Source organism: Serratia sp. BNK-10 (assembly GCF_047456065.1).
Lineage (GTDB): Bacteria > Pseudomonadota > Gammaproteobacteria > Enterobacterales > Enterobacteriaceae > Serratia > Serratia ureilytica.
In genome coordinates this window covers 2,587,455-2,604,230 of sequence record NZ_CP179894.1, presented here as the reverse complement: position 1 = coordinate 2,604,230, position 16,776 = coordinate 2,587,455, and the positions used below count along the sequence as shown (strand labels likewise).

At 59.1% G+C, this 16,776-nt stretch carries 18 protein-coding genes; 6 read left to right on the top strand and 12 right to left on the bottom strand.

Going from position 1 to position 16,776, the window contains the following annotated elements; genetic code table 11:
- Positions 1–72: 72 nt before the first annotated feature.
- Entirely contained in the window at positions 73–396 is a 324-nt protein-coding gene (locus ACMGG9_RS12650) for an HI1450 family dsDNA-mimic protein (RefSeq protein WP_004932139.1), read from the bottom strand.
- Between the two features lie 56 nt (positions 397–452).
- On the bottom strand, positions 453–1,913 hold the full coding sequence (cls, locus tag ACMGG9_RS12645) for a cardiolipin synthase (protein WP_033643295.1): 1,461 nt from the start codon (positions 1,911–1,913) through the stop codon (positions 453–455).
- Between the two features lie 242 nt (positions 1,914–2,155).
- On the opposite strand from cls, the gene ACMGG9_RS12640 reads away from it, so the two are divergent.
- Positions 2,156–2,332, top strand: coding sequence for a YciY family protein (locus ACMGG9_RS12640; RefSeq protein WP_025159792.1), 177 nt, complete (start codon positions 2,156–2,158; stop codon positions 2,330–2,332).
- Positions 2,333–2,378: 46 nt separating this feature from the next.
- On the opposite strand, the gene ACMGG9_RS12635 is transcribed toward ACMGG9_RS12640, so the two are convergent.
- A complete protein-coding gene (locus ACMGG9_RS12635; protein WP_019452735.1) occupies positions 2,379–2,870 on the bottom strand; it encodes a Dps family protein in 492 nt (163 codons plus the stop codon).
- A 200-nt stretch (positions 2,871–3,070) separates the two neighbouring features.
- Positions 3,071–4,543, bottom strand: coding sequence for a multidrug efflux MFS transporter SmfY (gene smfY / locus ACMGG9_RS12630; protein WP_072627535.1), 1,473 nt, complete (start codon positions 4,541–4,543; stop codon positions 3,071–3,073).
- A 127-nt stretch (positions 4,544–4,670) separates the two neighbouring features.
- On the opposite strand from smfY, the gene ACMGG9_RS12625 reads away from it, so the two are divergent.
- Positions 4,671–5,234, top strand: coding sequence for a TetR/AcrR family transcriptional regulator (locus ACMGG9_RS12625; RefSeq protein ID WP_108680888.1), 564 nt, complete (start codon positions 4,671–4,673; stop codon positions 5,232–5,234).
- Between the two features lie 142 nt (positions 5,235–5,376).
- On the opposite strand, the gene ACMGG9_RS12620 is transcribed toward ACMGG9_RS12625, so the two are convergent.
- The 5 genes from ACMGG9_RS12620 to ACMGG9_RS12600 are packed head-to-tail and all read right to left on the bottom strand — an operon-like array spanning position 5,377 to position 11,531.
- Positions 5,377–6,384, bottom strand: a complete 1,008-nt coding sequence (locus ACMGG9_RS12620) for a substrate-binding domain-containing protein (RefSeq protein WP_033643292.1) — start codon at positions 6,382–6,384, stop codon at positions 5,377–5,379.
- Positions 6,385–6,417: 33 nt separating this feature from the next.
- Entirely contained in the window at positions 6,418–7,455 is a 1,038-nt protein-coding gene (locus ACMGG9_RS12615) for an ABC transporter permease (protein ID WP_197752024.1), read from the bottom strand.
- Positions 7,456–7,472: 17 nt separating this feature from the next.
- Entirely contained in the window at positions 7,473–8,981 is a 1,509-nt protein-coding gene (locus tag ACMGG9_RS12610) for a sugar ABC transporter ATP-binding protein (protein WP_373270270.1), read from the bottom strand.
- Positions 8,975–10,492, bottom strand: coding sequence for a xylulokinase (gene xylB, locus ACMGG9_RS12605; protein ID WP_414162256.1), 1,518 nt, complete (start codon positions 10,490–10,492; stop codon positions 8,975–8,977). Before xylB ends, ACMGG9_RS12610 begins: the two co-directional genes overlap by 7 nt.
- A 4-nt stretch (positions 10,493–10,496) precedes the next feature.
- Complete coding sequence (locus ACMGG9_RS12600) at positions 10,497–11,531, bottom strand: NAD(P)-dependent alcohol dehydrogenase (RefSeq protein ID WP_046687216.1); 1,035 nt, start codon at positions 11,529–11,531, stop codon at positions 10,497–10,499.
- Positions 11,532–11,759: 228 nt separating this feature from the next.
- Here ACMGG9_RS12600 and ACMGG9_RS12595 point away from each other — a divergent pair, with 228 nt between their 5' ends.
- Positions 11,760–12,314, top strand: coding sequence for a D-lyxose/D-mannose family sugar isomerase (locus ACMGG9_RS12595; protein ID WP_033643287.1), 555 nt, complete (start codon positions 11,760–11,762; stop codon positions 12,312–12,314).
- A gap of 71 nt (positions 12,315–12,385) precedes the next feature.
- Positions 12,386–13,387 (top strand): LacI family DNA-binding transcriptional regulator, encoded by a 1,002-nt coding sequence (locus ACMGG9_RS12590; RefSeq protein ID WP_033643286.1) that lies wholly within the window; start codon positions 12,386–12,388, stop codon positions 13,385–13,387.
- A gap of 37 nt (positions 13,388–13,424) precedes the next feature.
- Here the strand turns inward: ACMGG9_RS12590 and ACMGG9_RS12585 are convergent, their stop codons facing one another.
- On the bottom strand, positions 13,425–14,111 hold the full coding sequence (locus ACMGG9_RS12585) for a DMT family transporter (RefSeq protein WP_414162255.1): 687 nt from the start codon (positions 14,109–14,111) through the stop codon (positions 13,425–13,427).
- On the bottom strand, positions 14,108–14,383 hold the full coding sequence (locus ACMGG9_RS12580; RefSeq protein ID WP_414162254.1) for an EamA family transporter: 276 nt from the start codon (positions 14,381–14,383) through the stop codon (positions 14,108–14,110). The genes ACMGG9_RS12585 and ACMGG9_RS12580 overlap by 4 nt, the downstream gene beginning before the upstream one ends.
- Before the next feature lie 91 nt (positions 14,384–14,474).
- Between ACMGG9_RS12580 and ACMGG9_RS12575 the strand changes: the two genes are divergently transcribed.
- Complete coding sequence (locus ACMGG9_RS12575; protein WP_414162253.1) at positions 14,475–15,386, top strand: LysR family transcriptional regulator; 912 nt, start codon at positions 14,475–14,477, stop codon at positions 15,384–15,386.
- 51 nt (positions 15,387–15,437) lie between these two features.
- Here ACMGG9_RS12575 and ACMGG9_RS12570 read toward each other — a convergent pair whose 3' ends face one another.
- Positions 15,438–15,734, bottom strand: coding sequence for a YciI family protein (locus ACMGG9_RS12570; protein WP_033643283.1), 297 nt, complete (start codon positions 15,732–15,734; stop codon positions 15,438–15,440).
- A gap of 175 nt (positions 15,735–15,909) precedes the next feature.
- Between ACMGG9_RS12570 and ACMGG9_RS12565 the strand changes: the two genes are divergently transcribed.
- Entirely contained in the window at positions 15,910–16,563 is a 654-nt protein-coding gene (locus tag ACMGG9_RS12565) for an epoxyqueuosine reductase QueH (protein ID WP_033643282.1), read from the top strand.
- Positions 16,564–16,776 lie beyond the last annotated feature (213 nt).

Here is a 16,776-nt window from a genome sequence, read left to right as displayed (position 1 = left end):
GCGCCGCTAGCCGGCAACAAAAAGCCCCGCTTATTCAGCGGGGCTTTTTTTATCCGAAACGTTAGCAGTGAATCACTCTTTCCACAGAATGTGGCACAGCTTGTGGTCTTTCTCGCGGCAGATCAGCACGCGGGCGAACACGTCGTTGATCGGCTCGCCGTCGCTGTCCGCCAGACCGATCACCACTTCGGCGAAGAAGTCCGGGTTCAGGTCGTAATCCACGTGCTCGCTCCAGTCTTCGGAGGGGTCGTACAGTTCTGCGCCGCCGCGCTCTTCAAACTGCAGATTGAACAGCAGAATATCCGCCGGATCCAGATTGTCGCCGGCCAATTCGAGGAAGATGTCGTAGGCCTGTTCCAGCGTTTCGTCTTCGGTAAGGCGGTTATTCAAATCCATAAAAAAATCCTGATAACAAATGATTTGGCGCTATTAAAGCACGCTCGCCGCGGCTTTTACAGCAACGGGCTGAAAAAGTAGAACAGGCGCTCGACCAGGCGGTGCCAGAACGGCCGCTTCAGCCACTCTTTGGCGTTCAGCAGCTTGGAGCGAGCGATGTAATCTTCCTGCACGCAGGCCAGATCGCTGCCGAAGCCGTCGTCGTCGATCACCAGGGTGATTTCGAAATTCAGCCACAGGCTGCGCATATCCAGATTGACGGTGCCGACCAGGCTGAGCTGGCCGTCGACCAGCACGCTCTTGGTATGCAGCAGGCCGCCTTCGAACTGATAGATTTTCACGCCGGCTTCCAGCAGCTCGGAGAAGAACGCCCGGCTGGCCCAGCGCACCATCATCGAATCGTTGTCGCGCGGCACGATGATGCTGACCTCGACGCCGCGCAGAGCGGCGGTGCAGATGGCGTGCAGCAGATCGTCGCTCGGCACGAAGTACGGCGTGGTCATGATCAGCTGTTCGCGCGCGGAATAAACCGCGGTCAGCAGCGCCTGGTGGATCATTTCCTCGGGGAAGCCGGGGCCGGAGGCGATCACCTGAATGGTGTGGCCGCTTTCCTGCTCGAACGGCATGATGTTGACGTCCGGCGGCGGCGGCAAAATGCGCTTGCCGGTTTCAATTTCCCAGTCGCAGGCATAGACGATGCCCATGGTGGTGGCCACCGGGCCTTCCATGCGCGCCATCAGATCGATCCATTGACCGACGCCCGCATCCTGTTTGAAATAGCGTGGATCGACCATGTTCATGCTGCCGGTATAGGCGATGTAGTTGTCGATCAGCACCACCTTGCGGTGCTGGCGCAGATCCATGCGGCGCAGGAATACGCGCAGCAGGTTGACCTTCAGCGCTTCGACCACTTCGATGCCGGCGTTGCGCATCATCGCCGGGTAGGGGCTGCGGAAAAATTGCAGGCTGCCGGCGGAGTCCAGCATCAGACGGCAGTGTACGCCGCGCCGCGCGGCGGCCATCAGCGATTCGGCCACCTGATCGACCAGGCCGCCGGGCTGCCAGATATAGAACACCATTTCGATGTTGTGGCGCGCCAGCTCGATATCGCGGATCAGCGCTTTCAGCGTGTCGTCGGTGGTGGTGAGCAACTGCAGCTGGTTGCCCTTGACGCCGTCGATGCCCTGGCGGCGGTTGCACAGCTGGAACAGCGGTTCGGCGACTTTACTGTATTCGGTGGCGAAGATGCGGCGACTCTCTTTCAGCTCTTTCAGCCAGCGCGCGGTCGACGGCCACATGGCCTTGGCGCGCTCGGCCCGGCGCTTGCCCAGATGCAGCTCGCCGAACGATAAATAGGCGACGATGCCGAACAGCGGCAGAATATAGATAACCAGCAACCAGGCCATGGCAGAGGGAACCGCACGGCGTTTCATCAAAATGCGCATCGTCACGCCGGCGATCAGCAGCCAGTAGCCGAACACCATGAGCCAACTGATTACGGTATAAAATGTTGTCATAAAGGCGAAAAATCCCGTTCGCAAACCACCAATGATGAGTGTACGCACAGATCGGTCAAGGCGAAACCTTTTATCGGCGCTTATGTTACATAAATATGATGAAGTTAAGGCACTTGCCGAAACCGAAAGGGCGGCTTTTAGCGGCGCGGCGCCTGAGATGTCGCCGATAACGGCGACTTGGATCGCGGGCTGAAAGGGCTATAATGCCCGCGGTTGGCATTAGACGAACGAGTGACGGAATTATGAGACGCAGTAGAAATGAAGTGGGCCGTTGGCGAATGTTGCGGCAGAGCCAACGCCGTCGGCATCGTTGGCTGGAGCGCCAGTCTTGCAGCAATCGCCATATTATCCGGGTGCGCCGTCGCCTGGACGATCAGCATCGGCGCGCGCTGCTGTTTGCGGTATCCTGCGAGTGGTAAAACGAAAACAGTCCCGTGAGGGACTGTTTTGTTATGGCGCCTGGGTTTATTTGCCGAGGTAGGCGTTAAGCATCCAGACCTGTTTTTCCTGCTCTTTGATGTAATCGCTCATCAGCGACGCGGTGCCTTCGTCGCCGGCGTCCGCCGCGACCGTCAGCAGTTCACGCTGCTGTTGCAGCAAGATTGAATACCCTTCCAACAGGCCGCGCAGCGTGCCCTTATCATCGGTCACATTGGTGTGTTCCTTGATATCGGCGGTTTTCAGATAGTCGCTGTAAGCGTGGCGCGGCTGCGAGCCCAGCGTCAGAATGCGTTCCGCCAGCTCATCCACCTTGGTCAGCAGATCGTTGTAAGTTTCTTCGAATTTCGCGTGCAGCTCAAAGAATTGCGGGCCGGTAATATTCCAGTGATAGCCGCGCACATTCATATACAGCACCTGATAATTCGCCAACAGCGCATTTAGCGCTTCGGCGAGTTTTGCCGATTGTTTACTGTCGAGGCCGATATGGGTTTTCGCTGCTTTCTTCGCCGTTGCCATAATAATCTTCTCCTGATTATTCGTTCCAAGGGTAGACAGAATCAATTTCCATAGCTGTTACAGTAACCGGATTTATCGCAGGGTTAAACACGATAACAGGCATCATTGCCATCGCTCAAACCGATGACGATAAATCCGTCGAGCAAATTGCCGAATCAGTTTACGCAGGATCCGCAGGCGAAAAAAGCCGCTTTTATCGGTTACTTGCGCAGCGCCAGTTTTACCACGCCGGCGCCCAGCGCCATTAACAGCGCGGCGGCGATCAGCACCATGATAAACGCGCGATCGAAGGCCAAACGGGCCAACTGCGTCAGCTGCTGCGCGCGATCGGCCGCCATCCCGGCCGCCAGGCGCAACGCCTCGTCGATGCTGTCGTAGGCCAACTCGCTGACCGGCAGCTCCGCCGGCAGCGCCAGACTATGGCTGTAGACCGCCGTCATCAGCCCGCCGAGCAACGTCACGCCCAGTACGCCGCCCAGCTCGTAGGAGACGTCTTCGATAGAGGCCGCCATGCCGGATTTCTCCTCCGGCGCGTTCAGCATGATGGCGGTGGACGCGGCGGTGATCACGCCGCCGAGACCAAAGCCCACCAACGCCAGGCTCACCAGCTGCAGCGCCATGCTGCTTTGATACAACAGGGCGAGGGCGGCGATGCCGAAGGCGGTCAGGGCGAAACCGCCGAGGATGATGCTGCGTTCGCCATAGCGCGGCAACAGTAAACCGGCCATCGGCCCCGCCAGCGCCGAGGCCAGCGGGATCGGCAAAATAAACAGCGCCGCCTGCAGCGGACTGAGGCCGAGCACCAGTTGCAATCGCTGGCTGAGCACCAGCTCGACGCCGATCAGGGCCACCATCGACAGCAGCGCCACGCCGATGCCGCCGGCGAACAGCCGGTTGCGAAACAGGGAGAAATCGATCATCGGGTGGGCGCTGCGCTGCTGGCGACGCACGAACAGCGCCAGGAACAGGATGCCGATCAGGGCCGCTGCGAGCAACGCGCTGACGTCAGGCGCCGGCTTACTCAGTTCCTTCAGCGCATAGATAGCGCCGACCAGACCGATCATGATCTGCACCGAGCCGACGATATCGGCGGGGCGCGGGTTATCGCCGCCGCAGCGGGGGATCAGTTTCCACGCCAGCGGCCAGACCAGCAACACCACCGGTACGTTGATCAGGAACACCGATCCCCACCAGAAATACTCCAGCAGCAGGCCGCCGACCACCGGGCCGATGGCCGCGCCGCCCGAGGCCACTGAAGCCCAGATGCCGATCGCCAGCGCGCGTTCGCGTTCGTCGGTAAAGACGTGGCGCACGATGGACAGCGTGGCGGGCATCATCATTGCCGCGCCAACGGCGAGGAACACCCGTGCAGCGATCAGCCATTCGGCGGTTGGCGAAAACGCGGCGCACAGCGAAGCGACGGCAAACACCGGCAGCCCGGCGAGAAACAGCCGTTTATGGCCGACGCGATCGCTCAGCATGCCGGCGCCGGGCAGCAGCCCGGCGACCACCAGCGGGTAGGCGTTGACGATCCAGAGTTTTTGCGAGGCGCTGGCGTCCAGCGCCTGGGTTAAACGTGGCAGAGCGGTATAGAGCACTGTCATGTCGATAACAATCAGGAAAAGGGCGCTGGCGACCATCGTCAGGATCAACCAGCGGTTCTTGGCGTACATAAGTCATAATCCAGTTTACGTGGGCGGCGCGAAGGCGCCGCCATTGCGGTAACCCTCCGGCGATGCCGGGTGGTATACTGGTGATAATATATATCCATACGTTCGTATTGAAAAGAAGGGTTTCTTAATGGGACGTCAACGCAGCATCGATCGCGACAAGGTTTTGGACACCGCCGAAGAGATCGTCGCCACCCAGGGCGCCGCCGGTTTGACCATCGACGCCGTCGCCAAAGCGATGGGGATCTCCAAGGGCGGGGTGCAGTATTGCTTCGGCAGCAAAGACGCCCTGATTGACGCGATGTTCGATCGCTGGGGCAGCGCCTATGAAACGCTGTTCGCGGAGATCGCCGGCGACGATCCTTCGCCGCAGACCGGCGTGCGGGCGCATATGTTGGCTACCCAAAGTTCGGATCAGACCGCCAGCGCCAAGGCCGCCGGGTTGATGGCGACGCTGATTCAAACGCCGGAGCATCTGGCGAGCACGCGCGAATGGTACCGCAGCCGCATCGCCGGTTTGGATTTGACGACGGAAGAAGGCAAGCGTGCGCGCCTGGCGTTTCTCGCCACCGAAGGCGCCTTTATGCTGCGTTACTTTGGTTTGATGGATATCGACCAGACGGAATGGGAAACGATGTTCGCCGATATGCAGGCGTTGATTTTAACGGGCAGCGCCTATCGCACTGATAGCTAGTAAAGCGTGCGGCGAAAGGCGTATGTTTATCACACAAGATATTCCCTCGAAGAACTTTTTAGCCAGCCCCTCCGTGCTGGCTTTTTTTTGCCTGCGGCAAGCTTCGGAACAAAGGCCCCCTGAGGGCAGGGGGCGCCGGACATTACTTGCGCGCGTCCAACAGTTGCTGGGCATTCTCTGCGGTGACGACGGTCCACGGAATATAATAATGCTTCTGCGTGCCGCCCTCCCATTTCAGATCTTTGGCGTACTGTTTCCAGATATCCGACTGTGGTTGATAACTTTCCCCTTTCACGGCGCGCAGCGCGACGTCGATGGAACCCTGCATCTGGCCTTTGGCATCTTGCAGGATAGAGACCATTTCACCGGCCTGCACCGCATGAATCGCGTCGGAAACGCCGTCGACGCCCGCAATGGCAAAGTCTTTCACGTTCAGGCCGGCCCCTTTAATCGCTTCGATGGCGCCCAGCGCCATCTCGTCGTTCTGGCCAATCACGCCGTTGATTTTGCCCCGGTGTTTCTGCAGCCAGTTTTCCATCAGCGGCTGCGCTTCAGCGCGTGACCAGTTGGCCGTTTTACGTTCAAGCACGGTCACCTGGCCGGCGCCGCACTCGGCAATCGCTTTATCATTGCCCTTGCCGCGCTGGATCTCGCCGCTGCCGCCTTTCGGGCCTTCGATAATCACCACGTTCACCTTCTGGTTCTTGCAGTCGAGTTTGTCCAGTACGGCTTTGGCTTCCAGGTATCCCCCCAACTCGTCATTAGACACCACTTCAGACGTCATCGCGTCCGTGTTCAGGCGCGCGTTGGTGACCACCACCGGGATTTTGGCTTCGTTGGCATTAGTGACGATATCGATATTGGCCTCAAAATCCATCGGGTTGACGATAATGGCATCGGCGCGCGTTTGGATAGCGGTGGCGGCCTGATCGTTTTGCACCGATGCATCATAACGCCCATCGTAGAAGGTCAGCACCGCTTCGCCGCTTTTCACCGCCGGGTGTTCTTTCCCGAACCTTTCCATCAATTGCACGAACTCGGCTTTGTTGCCGTACATCAATACCGCGATTTTAACCGGGGCGGCCTGAGCCGCCGACAGGCTGCCGAACAGCATGGCAGAGGCAAACAACGCTATCTTGGTCTTATTCATGGTTTTCTCCTGGTAGAGTTGGGTCTGATGTTATTAATCGCGCTGTTGCTTACGCGATGGGTCGAGCAAGACGGCAAGAACGATCAATGCGCCTTTGATAATTTGTTGGTAGTACGATTGCACGCCGAGCAGATCGAGGCCGTTATTCATCACCCCGATAATCAGCACGCCGAAGAAGGTGCCGACCAGCGTACCGACGCCGCCGGCCATGCTGGTGCCGCCGATCACCACCGCCGCGATGGCGTCCAGCTCATACCCAGCGCCGGCGTTGGTTTGCGCCGAACCGGTGCGCGCGGTGAGGATCAGGCCGGCGATGCCGGCCAGCGCGCCGCACAGCGTATACACCAGTATTTTGATGCGCGTGACGTTAATCCCCGAGGTGCGCGCGCTTTTCGGGTTGCCGCCGACGGCGTAGATGTAGCGCCCGAAGAGGGTTTTATTCAGCACGAGCCAGGCGAGGGCGAACAGCACGATGAAGATGATGACGGGCACCGGAACGCCGCCGACATAGCCATTGCCTAACCAGCGGAAATCGCTGTTCAATTGCGATACCGGATTGCCGTTGGTGGTCAACATGGTTAACCCGCGCGCCGCGGAGAGCATGCCCATGGTGACGATAAACGGCTGCAGCCGGTAGCGAGCCAACACGGTGCCGTTCACCAGGCCGCAGACGATGCCGATCCCCAGCGCCACGATCAGCGGCGCCATAACGGCGGTCGCGGTATCGCCGATAGCCAATCCGCTGTTGTTGGTGGCGAAGCGGGCGGCGACGATGCCGCTTAACGCCAGCACCGAGCCGACGGAGAGATCGACGCCTGCCGTGATGATGACGAAGGTCATGCCTATCGCCAGAATGCCGTTGATCGAGACCTGGCGCAGTACGATCAGGGTGTTTTCATTGCTGAGAAAATAATTGCTGCTCCAGGCCCCCTGGGCGACCTGATATTCGCCAATCAGCGCCACGATCAGGCACAGCGCGATGAAGGCGATGATAATGCCGTATTTGTGCATACGGCGCTTATTGCGGGTGAAAAATGACATTCCTGGTGATAAGGAGTGGGCGCTGCTCATTTGTTTTTCTCTCTCTGTTAAACCGCAAGTTTCATCAGTGCTGCCTGAGTCGCATCGGCTGCCGAAAGCTCGCCGGCCAACTGCCCGTCACGAAACACCAGGATGCGATCGCTCATGCCGATAATTTCCGAAAGCTCGGAGGAAACCATGATGATCCCTTTGTTTTGCAAGGCGAACTCCGACATAAATCGATAGATCTCTTTCTTGGCGCCGACGTCGATACCGCGCGTCGGTTCGTCGAGCAGCAAAACCTCCGGATCCAGCAGCGCCCAGCGGCCCAGCACCACTTTTTGCTGGTTGCCGCCGCTCAGGTTGCCCACGGGCTGTTCACCATCGTGGGTTTTAACGTTAAAGCGCTGGATCATGTCGCGGGTTCGCGCCTGCTCCCGTTTCTCGCTGACGAACCCCATTCGGCTGATGCCGGCAAAAGAGGCGATATTGATGTTCTCACTGACGGAACGGCACAGCACCAGGCCGGTTTCCTTGCGATCTTCCGTCACGTAGGCAATGCCGCTATCGATGGCGTCTCGCGGGGAATGGCGGTTCAGCGTCTTGTCGCCCAAGCGAATCGTGCCGGCGTCGGCATGCTGAATGCCGAAGATAAGATCGAGAAACTCGCTGCGGCCCGATCCCACCAGGCCGTAGATGCCCAGGATCTCACCGTGCTTCAGTTGCAGGCTGATATCCTTTATCTTGCTGCGCCAACACAGGCCGTTGACCTCCAGCAAGACCTCTTCGCCGGGTTGATTGAACTTGGCGAACTCGCTGTCGTACTCGCCGCCGATAATGTGTTCGATCAACTGCTCGCGGGTAATGTCGGCGATATAGCCTTCATGGATATAGGCGCCGTCGCGGAAAATGGTGTAGCTGTCCGCGATTTGGAATATCTCGGACAAACGGTGGGAGACGTAGATAATGCCTTTACCTTTCGCCGCCAGTTGCTGAAGCGTCTGAAAGATTTTTTGCGCATCCTCTTCGCCAATCGCCGAGGTGGGTTCATCCATGATGATGATGTCGGCATTGGCGTGCGACAGCGCTTTGGCGATTTCGACCAGTTGCTGCTCGGCGACGCTCAGGTTGCGCATTTTTTCTCGGGCGTCGATCTTGAAATCAAGTTCCTCGAGCAGACGGGTGGTGCGTTGGTTGAGTGTCGCAAAGTCGACGAAACCCAGGCGTCTCGGCTCGCGGCCCAGCCAAATGTTTTCGGCCACCGTCAGATCCGGGATCGCGCTCAGCTCCTGCTGCACGATGGCGATGCCGGCATTGAGGGCTTCCCGGGGATGATGAAATTCACAGCGTTGACCATTGATAAAAATGTCGCCGCCATCGGGTTGAATAAAGCCCATCAGAATGCTGAGAAAGGTGGATTTCCCCGCGCCGTTGCCGCCGCACAGGGCATGGATGGATCCGCGCCGCAGGCAAAACTCGGCGTTCTTGAGCGCCACGACCGGGCCAAAGGCTTTCCTGACGCCGCTGACTTCCAGCAGATAGGCAGGGGCTTGCGTATGGGGATCTCGCGTCACGATTGAACCTCCGGGTATGTCCGCTGCAAACGCTGCAGGTACCGTTGATAAAGCGTCTCGTATTGCGTTTGCCTGTCGGCGTTTGGCGTCGTGCGCGTGGCTTCATCCAGGGAAACGAAGCGTTGGCACAGTTCTGCCAAGAGCCCGGCGGCGTTCTGGTGCGGGCGATCGGCCAACGACGTCGCCCACATCGCTTGAATGGCGCCGCCCAGCGCGGCGGTCTCTTTGACGTTCAGGCAGACTACTGGGCACCCCATCACATCCGCGACGATTTGTCGCCAGGTGGCGCTGCGGGCGCCGCCGCCGGTGAGGCGGATCTCGCGCGTTTCGATGCCCTGGCGGCGAAACAGCTCGATGCCATAGCGCAGGCCGTAGGTGGCGCTTTCAACCACCGCCTGGCAGAGATTGGCGCGAGTAAAATTGTCGCTATCGAGGTTATGCAGGCTGGCGCGCGCGTGGGGCAGCGGGGGAACGCGTTCGCCGTTGAAGAACGGCAGCATCTCGACGCCGCCGGCACCCGGCGCCGCCTGCGCCAATAAGCGGTTAAAGCCGTCAAGATCTTCGTCCAGCAGCGTCTGCATGGCCGTGGTGGCCGAGGTGACATTCATGGTGCATATCAAGGGCAGCCACCCGTTGGTGCTGGAGCAGAAACCGGCAATCATGTCGGATTCCGCCACGACGGGCGCGGCGGACCAGGCGAATAGCGTGCCGGAGGTGCCCAGGCTTAGGGTAACGGTGCCGGCCTCGATGTTGCCGGAACCGATAGCCGCCATCATGTTGTCGCCGCCGCCGGTCGAGACCCGAACTGCCGGGCCAAGGCCGAGCTTTTCCGCCGCGAAGGGGCGCACCGTGCCGATGCAGCATTCCGCGCTTTTGAGCGGCGGCAGGGCATGCCATAAACGGCCGCTGTCATCGATAAGATTGACGGCGGCTTGACTCCAGCTACGGGCGCGCACATCGAACAGCCCGGTGCCGGAAGCATCGCCATATTCCGCTACACGCTCCCCGGTCAGCCAGAAGTTCAAATAATCATGCGGCAGCAGCACGGTGTGCAGTTTTGCCCAGAGCGCCGGATGGTGCGTCTTGAACCAAAGGATTTTTGACGCGGTATAACCGGTGGCGAGCCGCAGGCCGAGCTTGTCCAGCGAGCCCTTGGCGCCGCCGAGCCGCTGCAGCAGCAGTTCGTTTTCCTCCGCGGTTTCGGTATCGCACCACAGCTTGACGCTGTGCAGCACGTTGCCATCTGCGTCCAGCGGCACAAATCCATGCTGTTGGCCCGAGACCCCGAGAGCGTTAATTTCCCCGGCATCAATACCGGCGTTAGTCACGGCTTGGTGAAACGCGGTGACCAACGCCTCAATCCACCAGTCGGCCTCTTGTTCGCGCCGGCCATTGGCTTGGCTGATGAGGCGGTGAGGGGCGCTGCCCTCACCGAGGATCACGCCCTGTGTGCTGTCGACAATCACGACTTTCGTGCCTTGCGTACCGCAGTCTATGCCAGCATAGAGCGCCATAGGATCACTCCATTTCCAGCATGATTTTGATGTCCGAGGCATGTCCGGCCGCCGCGCGCTCGAAGGCGGCCACGCTGTCGGAGAATTTGTAGGTTTGGCTTATCAACGGTTGGACGCGCAATTTGCCGCTGCTCAACAGCCGCAGCGTGCGCGGATACATGTTGGCGTAGCGGAAAATGGTCTTGAAGGTGATTTCCTTGGCCTGCGCGGCGACGATATCCATCGGCGCGGCGTCGATCGGCATGCCGACCAGCACGGCGGTCGCCCCTGGCGCCGCATGTTCGGCCAGCGTAGCGATAGCCGGTTTTGCGCCGCTGCATTCAAACACGATATCGACGCCGTTGCCGCTGGTGAGCGCAGCCACTTTACCCGCCAGGTCGCCGGTTTTGATATTGACGGCGTGCAGCCCTTCATAGCTGGCCGCCACGGCGAGTTTCTCGTCAAACAGGTCGCAGATAATGACGTCCGAGCAGCCACCCGCCAGCGCCGCGAGGGCGGTGACCACGCCGATCGGCCCAGCGCCGATCACCAGCGCGATATCGCCGGGTTTGATCCCGGCTTTAGTGGCCGCTTGCATGCCGATGGCCAGGGGTTCAACCATGGCGCCTTCAGCGAAACTGACGTTGTCCGGCAGTTTGAACGTGAATGCGGCGGGGTGGATGACGGTTTCGCGCAAACAGCCGTGCACCGGCGGCGTCGCCCAGAAGCGAACGGCGGGGTCCAGGTTGTAAATCCCGGCGCGCGTCTGCGCCGAGTTGAGGTCGGGAATGCCGGGCTCCATGCAAACGCGATCGCCGACGCTGAGGTGAGTGACGTTTTCACCTGTCGCGAGCACCACGCCGGCGGCCTCATGGCCGAGCACCATCGGGGCTTTGACCACAAACGGGCCAATGCGGCCATGCTGGTAATAGTGCACATCGCTGCCGCAGATGCCCACGGAATGAATTTTTATCTGTACATCGTCGGGCCCCAGCGTTTCGGCCAGTTGGACATCCTCGATAGCGATTTCCCCCGCTTTGGCCAGCACTAATGCTTTCATATTGCCTCCTGGTGAATCATTTTTATGGTAACGGTATCATTTCAATGCGGCGATAGTGAGCCAATGCGGGTGGTTAAACTGTGATCAATGTTGGAATTACTCGACGAGAGTTAATTTTGCTGGCGGGTTGTTATTCAATATAGCGACGGTGGTCACAAAATCGGCGTGGCAATGACGGTTTTAATATCGGCCTGTTGATATCGATACCGTAACTTTGCCGGGGGAATGATGAACAAACAACAAAGCGCCAGAGCCGCTACGCTGGAGTATTTGCGCCAGGCGGACATTATCTTGACCGAAGAAGAACAGCAACGCATTGAAATTGCGACGTTTGGTCTGGCCGACTATCCCGCGTCCGGGTTGCAGCTGCTGACCTACGTCAACTCACCTCGGTATTGCGCGAAAGAGCTGGTGCTGTTTCCTGGGCAGACTTGCCCGGAACATTTACACCCTCCCTTTGCCGGCACGCCCGGCAAGCAAGAGACGTTCCGTTGCCGTTGGGGAGAGGTGTTTTTGTTTGTCGATGATGAAAACCTGACGCCCAACGATCGCGGCGGCCAACCGGTATGCCGGGTGCCAGAGGGCGCGGAGCAGTGGTATACCTGTCATCGCTATATCCTCTTGCGGCCGGGGGAACAATACACCATTGCGCCCAATACCCGTCACTGGTTTCAGGCGGGGAAGCAGGGCGCGGTGGTGTCTGAGTTCTCTTCCGAGAGCCGTGACGAGCTGGATATTTTTACCGATCCGCGAATTAACCGTCTTGCCGGCGTAAACCATTAGCGCCAAGAACAAAGTTCTGTCATGATGCCGGGAATGATACAAAATGATACCTTCAAGCTAAGGAGCTGCATTTGGCCGTGGGTCGAGGACGGAAAGCGACGCTGGCTAGCGTCGCCGCACAGGCGAACGTCAGCAAAATAACCGCTTCGCGGGCATTTTCACAGCCGGACAAGGTCCATCCGGAAACGTTGAGGAGAATTCGGGAGACCGCCGCCGAACTCGGTTACGTGGTCAATGCCGCGGCGCGCAATCTGCGGGCGAAAAGCAGCAGAACCATTGGCATCGTCAACCCCGACATGGCCAACCCATTCTTTGGCGGCCTGACGCGCCTGATGACGCTTGAAGCGCAAAAGATGGGATACGACACGCTGGTGTTCGACTCCTATGAGTCTCAGGAAAGCGAAGACAGGATCATCGACAAACTCATTGGCTACAACGTCGATGCGATTATTCTCTCGGTCATTTCCAACGATCATCTGTACCGGCCTTCCTACCTCAAACGTCTGGAAACGCTCAATATACCGGTGGTGTTGATCGATCGGGAATTGGAGAGTCACCACTGCAGCGGGGTGTATATTGATAATCTGGATTGCGGCCTTCAGGCGGGGCGTTGGCTTCTGGAACAGCAGGCGCAGCGGGTGGTGGTGATCTCCGGGCCGGAGAATTCCAACGTTGCGCGTGACAGGGTCACTGGCTTGCAGGCGGCATTGCAAGGGAAGGTGGCTTCGCTCGACGTGCGGTATGCCGATTTCTTTATGGATGTCGCCTGGCAAGAGACGAGCCGCTGGCTGGCCAATAACCCCGCCCCCGATTTTTTCGTCGGCTGCAATAACCAGATCTCGCTGGGCATCATCAAGGCCTGTATCGAACATCGGTTGCCGTTGATGCAGGACGTGTCGCTGTTCAGCATCGATGAGGTTTCACATGCCGAGATCTACGGTTTCCATTTCCCCTGTGTGTCACACGACTTGCAAGAGATCGCCTGGCAAGCGTTGAATCTGGCGATCCGCCGTATTGCCGATCCCGAGATAAAGCCGGGCAAGGTGGTGGTGCGGGGAAAACTCGTCGTGTAACGGTGCCGGCAACGTGTAGCCGGCATCTTCGTTAACCTTATCTGCCATTATTCATTTCAGCGCGTTCAGTCCGGCCCCTCATCGGGGGGCGGATAAGCAGCCACAAGCCGCTCCCCGCCGTTGCTGCGCCCAGCAGCATGGGCCAGGAAAGGGGCTCATCGAACATTAACCCTGCCCAGCAGAAGGTGACGAAGGGGCTGAGGAACAGCAGGCTCGTCACACGCAATGCAGAGGTATGCCTAAGGCAAAACCAATACAAACCGTAACCGGCCAGCGTGGCCAAAAGCGCGGTCCAAAGCACGCCGATAACCAACCCTGTCGTCATGGTTGGCAGCAGCGGGCTTTCTGCGCCTGCCAGTGGGGCAAAAGCCAGCGCTGAAATCGCGCTTTGTATCCCCAACCTGGCGGGCAGGCTCACCGCTTGCGCCTGCGGCAGCCGTTGCTGCCACAGCGTCGCCAGTGCCAGTGACAGCATCCCCGCCAGCGGCAACAGGTAGCTCCACAATGGCGCACTTCCCCAGGAAATAGCACCGCCCGTCGCCAATATCACCCCGAGAGAGCCTAATGCCAGGCCGAGCCAGACGCGGCCATCGGGCAGCCGGCGTAGAAACAGCATGTTCAAGAGTGCGGTGCCGAGAGGGAGCAAATCGGCGATGAGCGCGGCCAACCCGGTCGGCACGCCGTACTCGATGCCTTTACTGACGCCGGTCAGGTATCCGGTCATGGCAAGCAGCCCGATCCCGCATGGGCGGCTACCGACTGCGGCGAGGAGCGCCTGATGGCGCGAAGGCTAAACGGCATCAGCAGTAAAGCGACCACGACACAGCGCCAGAACGCCACCAGCAACACTGGCGCGTAATCGGCGGCGAAACGGATGCCGACAAAGCCCGAGCTCCAGGCGACGATCAGCAGGACTTCCGCTGCCGGCAACCAGACGGCGGCTTTGTCGCCCACCTTATCGCGGCAGGAAGGTGGACGAAATTCTGACAGGGGCATGGTGATCTTCTCCTTTTTCCCCAAGGGTAGTGAGCCGCTATAATTTAATAAATCGAATAATTTTCGTTCAGTTGTTTAATGGAGTTAAACCATGCGGCCAACCCTGGACATTAATCTTTTGCGCACTTTTCACGCTATCGCCCGTTTGGGGCAATTTCGTGCGGCGGCGGCCTTTGTTCATCGCAGCCCAGCCGCGGTGAGCGTTCATATTCAGCGTCTGGAACAGGTCGTGGGCGGCCGCTTGCTGGAGCGCGACAATCAGTCCGTCGTGTTGACCCCCTTAGGCGACAAACTGCTGGCCTCGACGCTCGGGCTGTTGAATGCCCACGACGATATTCTGCGTGAGCTGCAGGGCGCACCGCTGAGTGGGCACATCAAGCTGGGAGTGCCTGATGAATACGCATCACATGTCATGCGCGATGTGCTGCCGGCGTTTGCCACCCGTTTTCCTGCGGTGATGCTGGAGGTTTCTACGGCCGCCAGCCAGGCGTTGGTTGAACAGATCGGACGCAACCGGCTACAGCTGGCGTTGGCGGTGCTGCCGATGGGGGGACTGCGCCAGATGCCGCTTGCGGTGACTGCGCCGGTTTGGGTTGGCGGCCGCCGGTTGGCGCTGGATATGGCCCAACCGATACCATTGGCGTTGCATGCCGCCGATTGCCCTTACCGAGAGGCTATGATCGATGCATTGAGCGGGGCGGGAAGGCATTGGCGAGTGGTTGTGAGCAGCCCATCGGCCAGCGTGGTGGCTGCCGCCGTCGAGGCAGGATTGGCCGTCACGCTGCTCGACCGCGCACGCGTGACGGCGGCGATGCGGATCCTCGACGAATTGCCGTCGGTCGCTCCGCACGAAGTGCAACTGCTGCGCTCTGCCGCTGCCGCCGGTCAATCGGCGGTGGCGATGCTGGAAAGCGTTATCGGTGAGTATTTCCGGGCGGAACATGAATATCGACCGCGCGGGGAAGACGACCCGAGCGCGACGGTCAAGCAGAGGTGTGGCTAGCGCCGGAAACGCCGTATAGCGGGGCGTTCCCGGTATTCGGAGGGCTGGAGATCAGAACACCTGTTTGAACGGCTTCACCGTCACGTCGGCGTAGACGCCGGCGGCGACGTACGGATCCTGCTGCGCCCAGGCCTGGGCTTCCGCCAGTGAGGCGAACTCGGCGATCACCGTTGAACCGGTGAAGCCGGCGGCGCCGGGATCGTTGCTGTCGATGGCCGGGTTGGGGCCGGCGACCACCAGACGGCCGGCGTCACGCAGCGCCTGCAGGCGCGCCAGATGTGCCGGGCGCACCGCCAGACGGTTTTCCAGTGAGTGGGGAACGTCTTGCGCGTAGATCAGATAAAGCATATTTCACCTGTAAAATCATGGCTATAAAACGGTGCTACCAAGGTAGCGCAAAAGGCGCGGCAGGGGAACGGCGCGCGGTGAATTTATGGGGGGATTGGCGCTTATGCCTTGAAGCCGCTACTTTTTATTCGTATAGTGCGGCGCGCTTAAACAGATATGCCATTGAGGTGAGGACATGACGGAACTGGTAAGGGAAAAACTCGATTTGCCTGCGGGCAAAAGCAAACTGCTGCTGCATTCTTGCTGTGCGCCCTGTTCCGGCGAGGTGATGGAAGCGATCCAGGCGTCCGGCATCGAGTACGCTATTTTCTTCTATAACCCCAACATTCACCCGCAAAAAGAGTATTTGCTGCGTAAGGAAGAGAACATCCGTTTCGCCGAAAAGCACGGGGTGCCGATCATCGATGCCGATTATGACACCGACAACTGGTTCGAACGCGCCAAGGGCATGGAACATGAGCCGGAGCGCGGCATTCGCTGCACCATGTGCTTCGACATGCGTTTTGAGCGCACGGCGCTGTATGCGCATGAGCACGGTTACGACACCATCTCCAGCTCGCTCGGCATCTCGCGCTGGAAGAACATGCAGCAGATTACCGACTGTGGCATTCGGGCGGCGGAAAAGTATCCCGATCTGGTGTATTGGGATTACAACTGGCGCAAGAAGGGCGGCGCGGCCCGCATGATAGAGATCAGCAAGCGCGAACGCTTCTATCAGCAGGAATACTGCGGCTGCGTCTATTCGCTGCGCGACACCAACCTGCATCGCAAAGCGCAAGGGCGGCCGCTGATCAAACTGGGCGTGCTCTACTATGGTGATGAAGAATAACGCTTAATCACCGCAATCCACCCGCTACGGCGGGTTTTTTATTTTTTAGCGCCGTCTGAACGTTAATGAAGCGTGTTGATTCGGCGGTAAAATAGCAACGTTCAGGTTAATATCCTTATGAGTTTGCTGGTTTTCGCCGCGGAGACTGACGATTAAAGCGATAGTTTGCCTTTCGTTATTGAATATGATTGCTATTTGCATTTAAACTTGGCG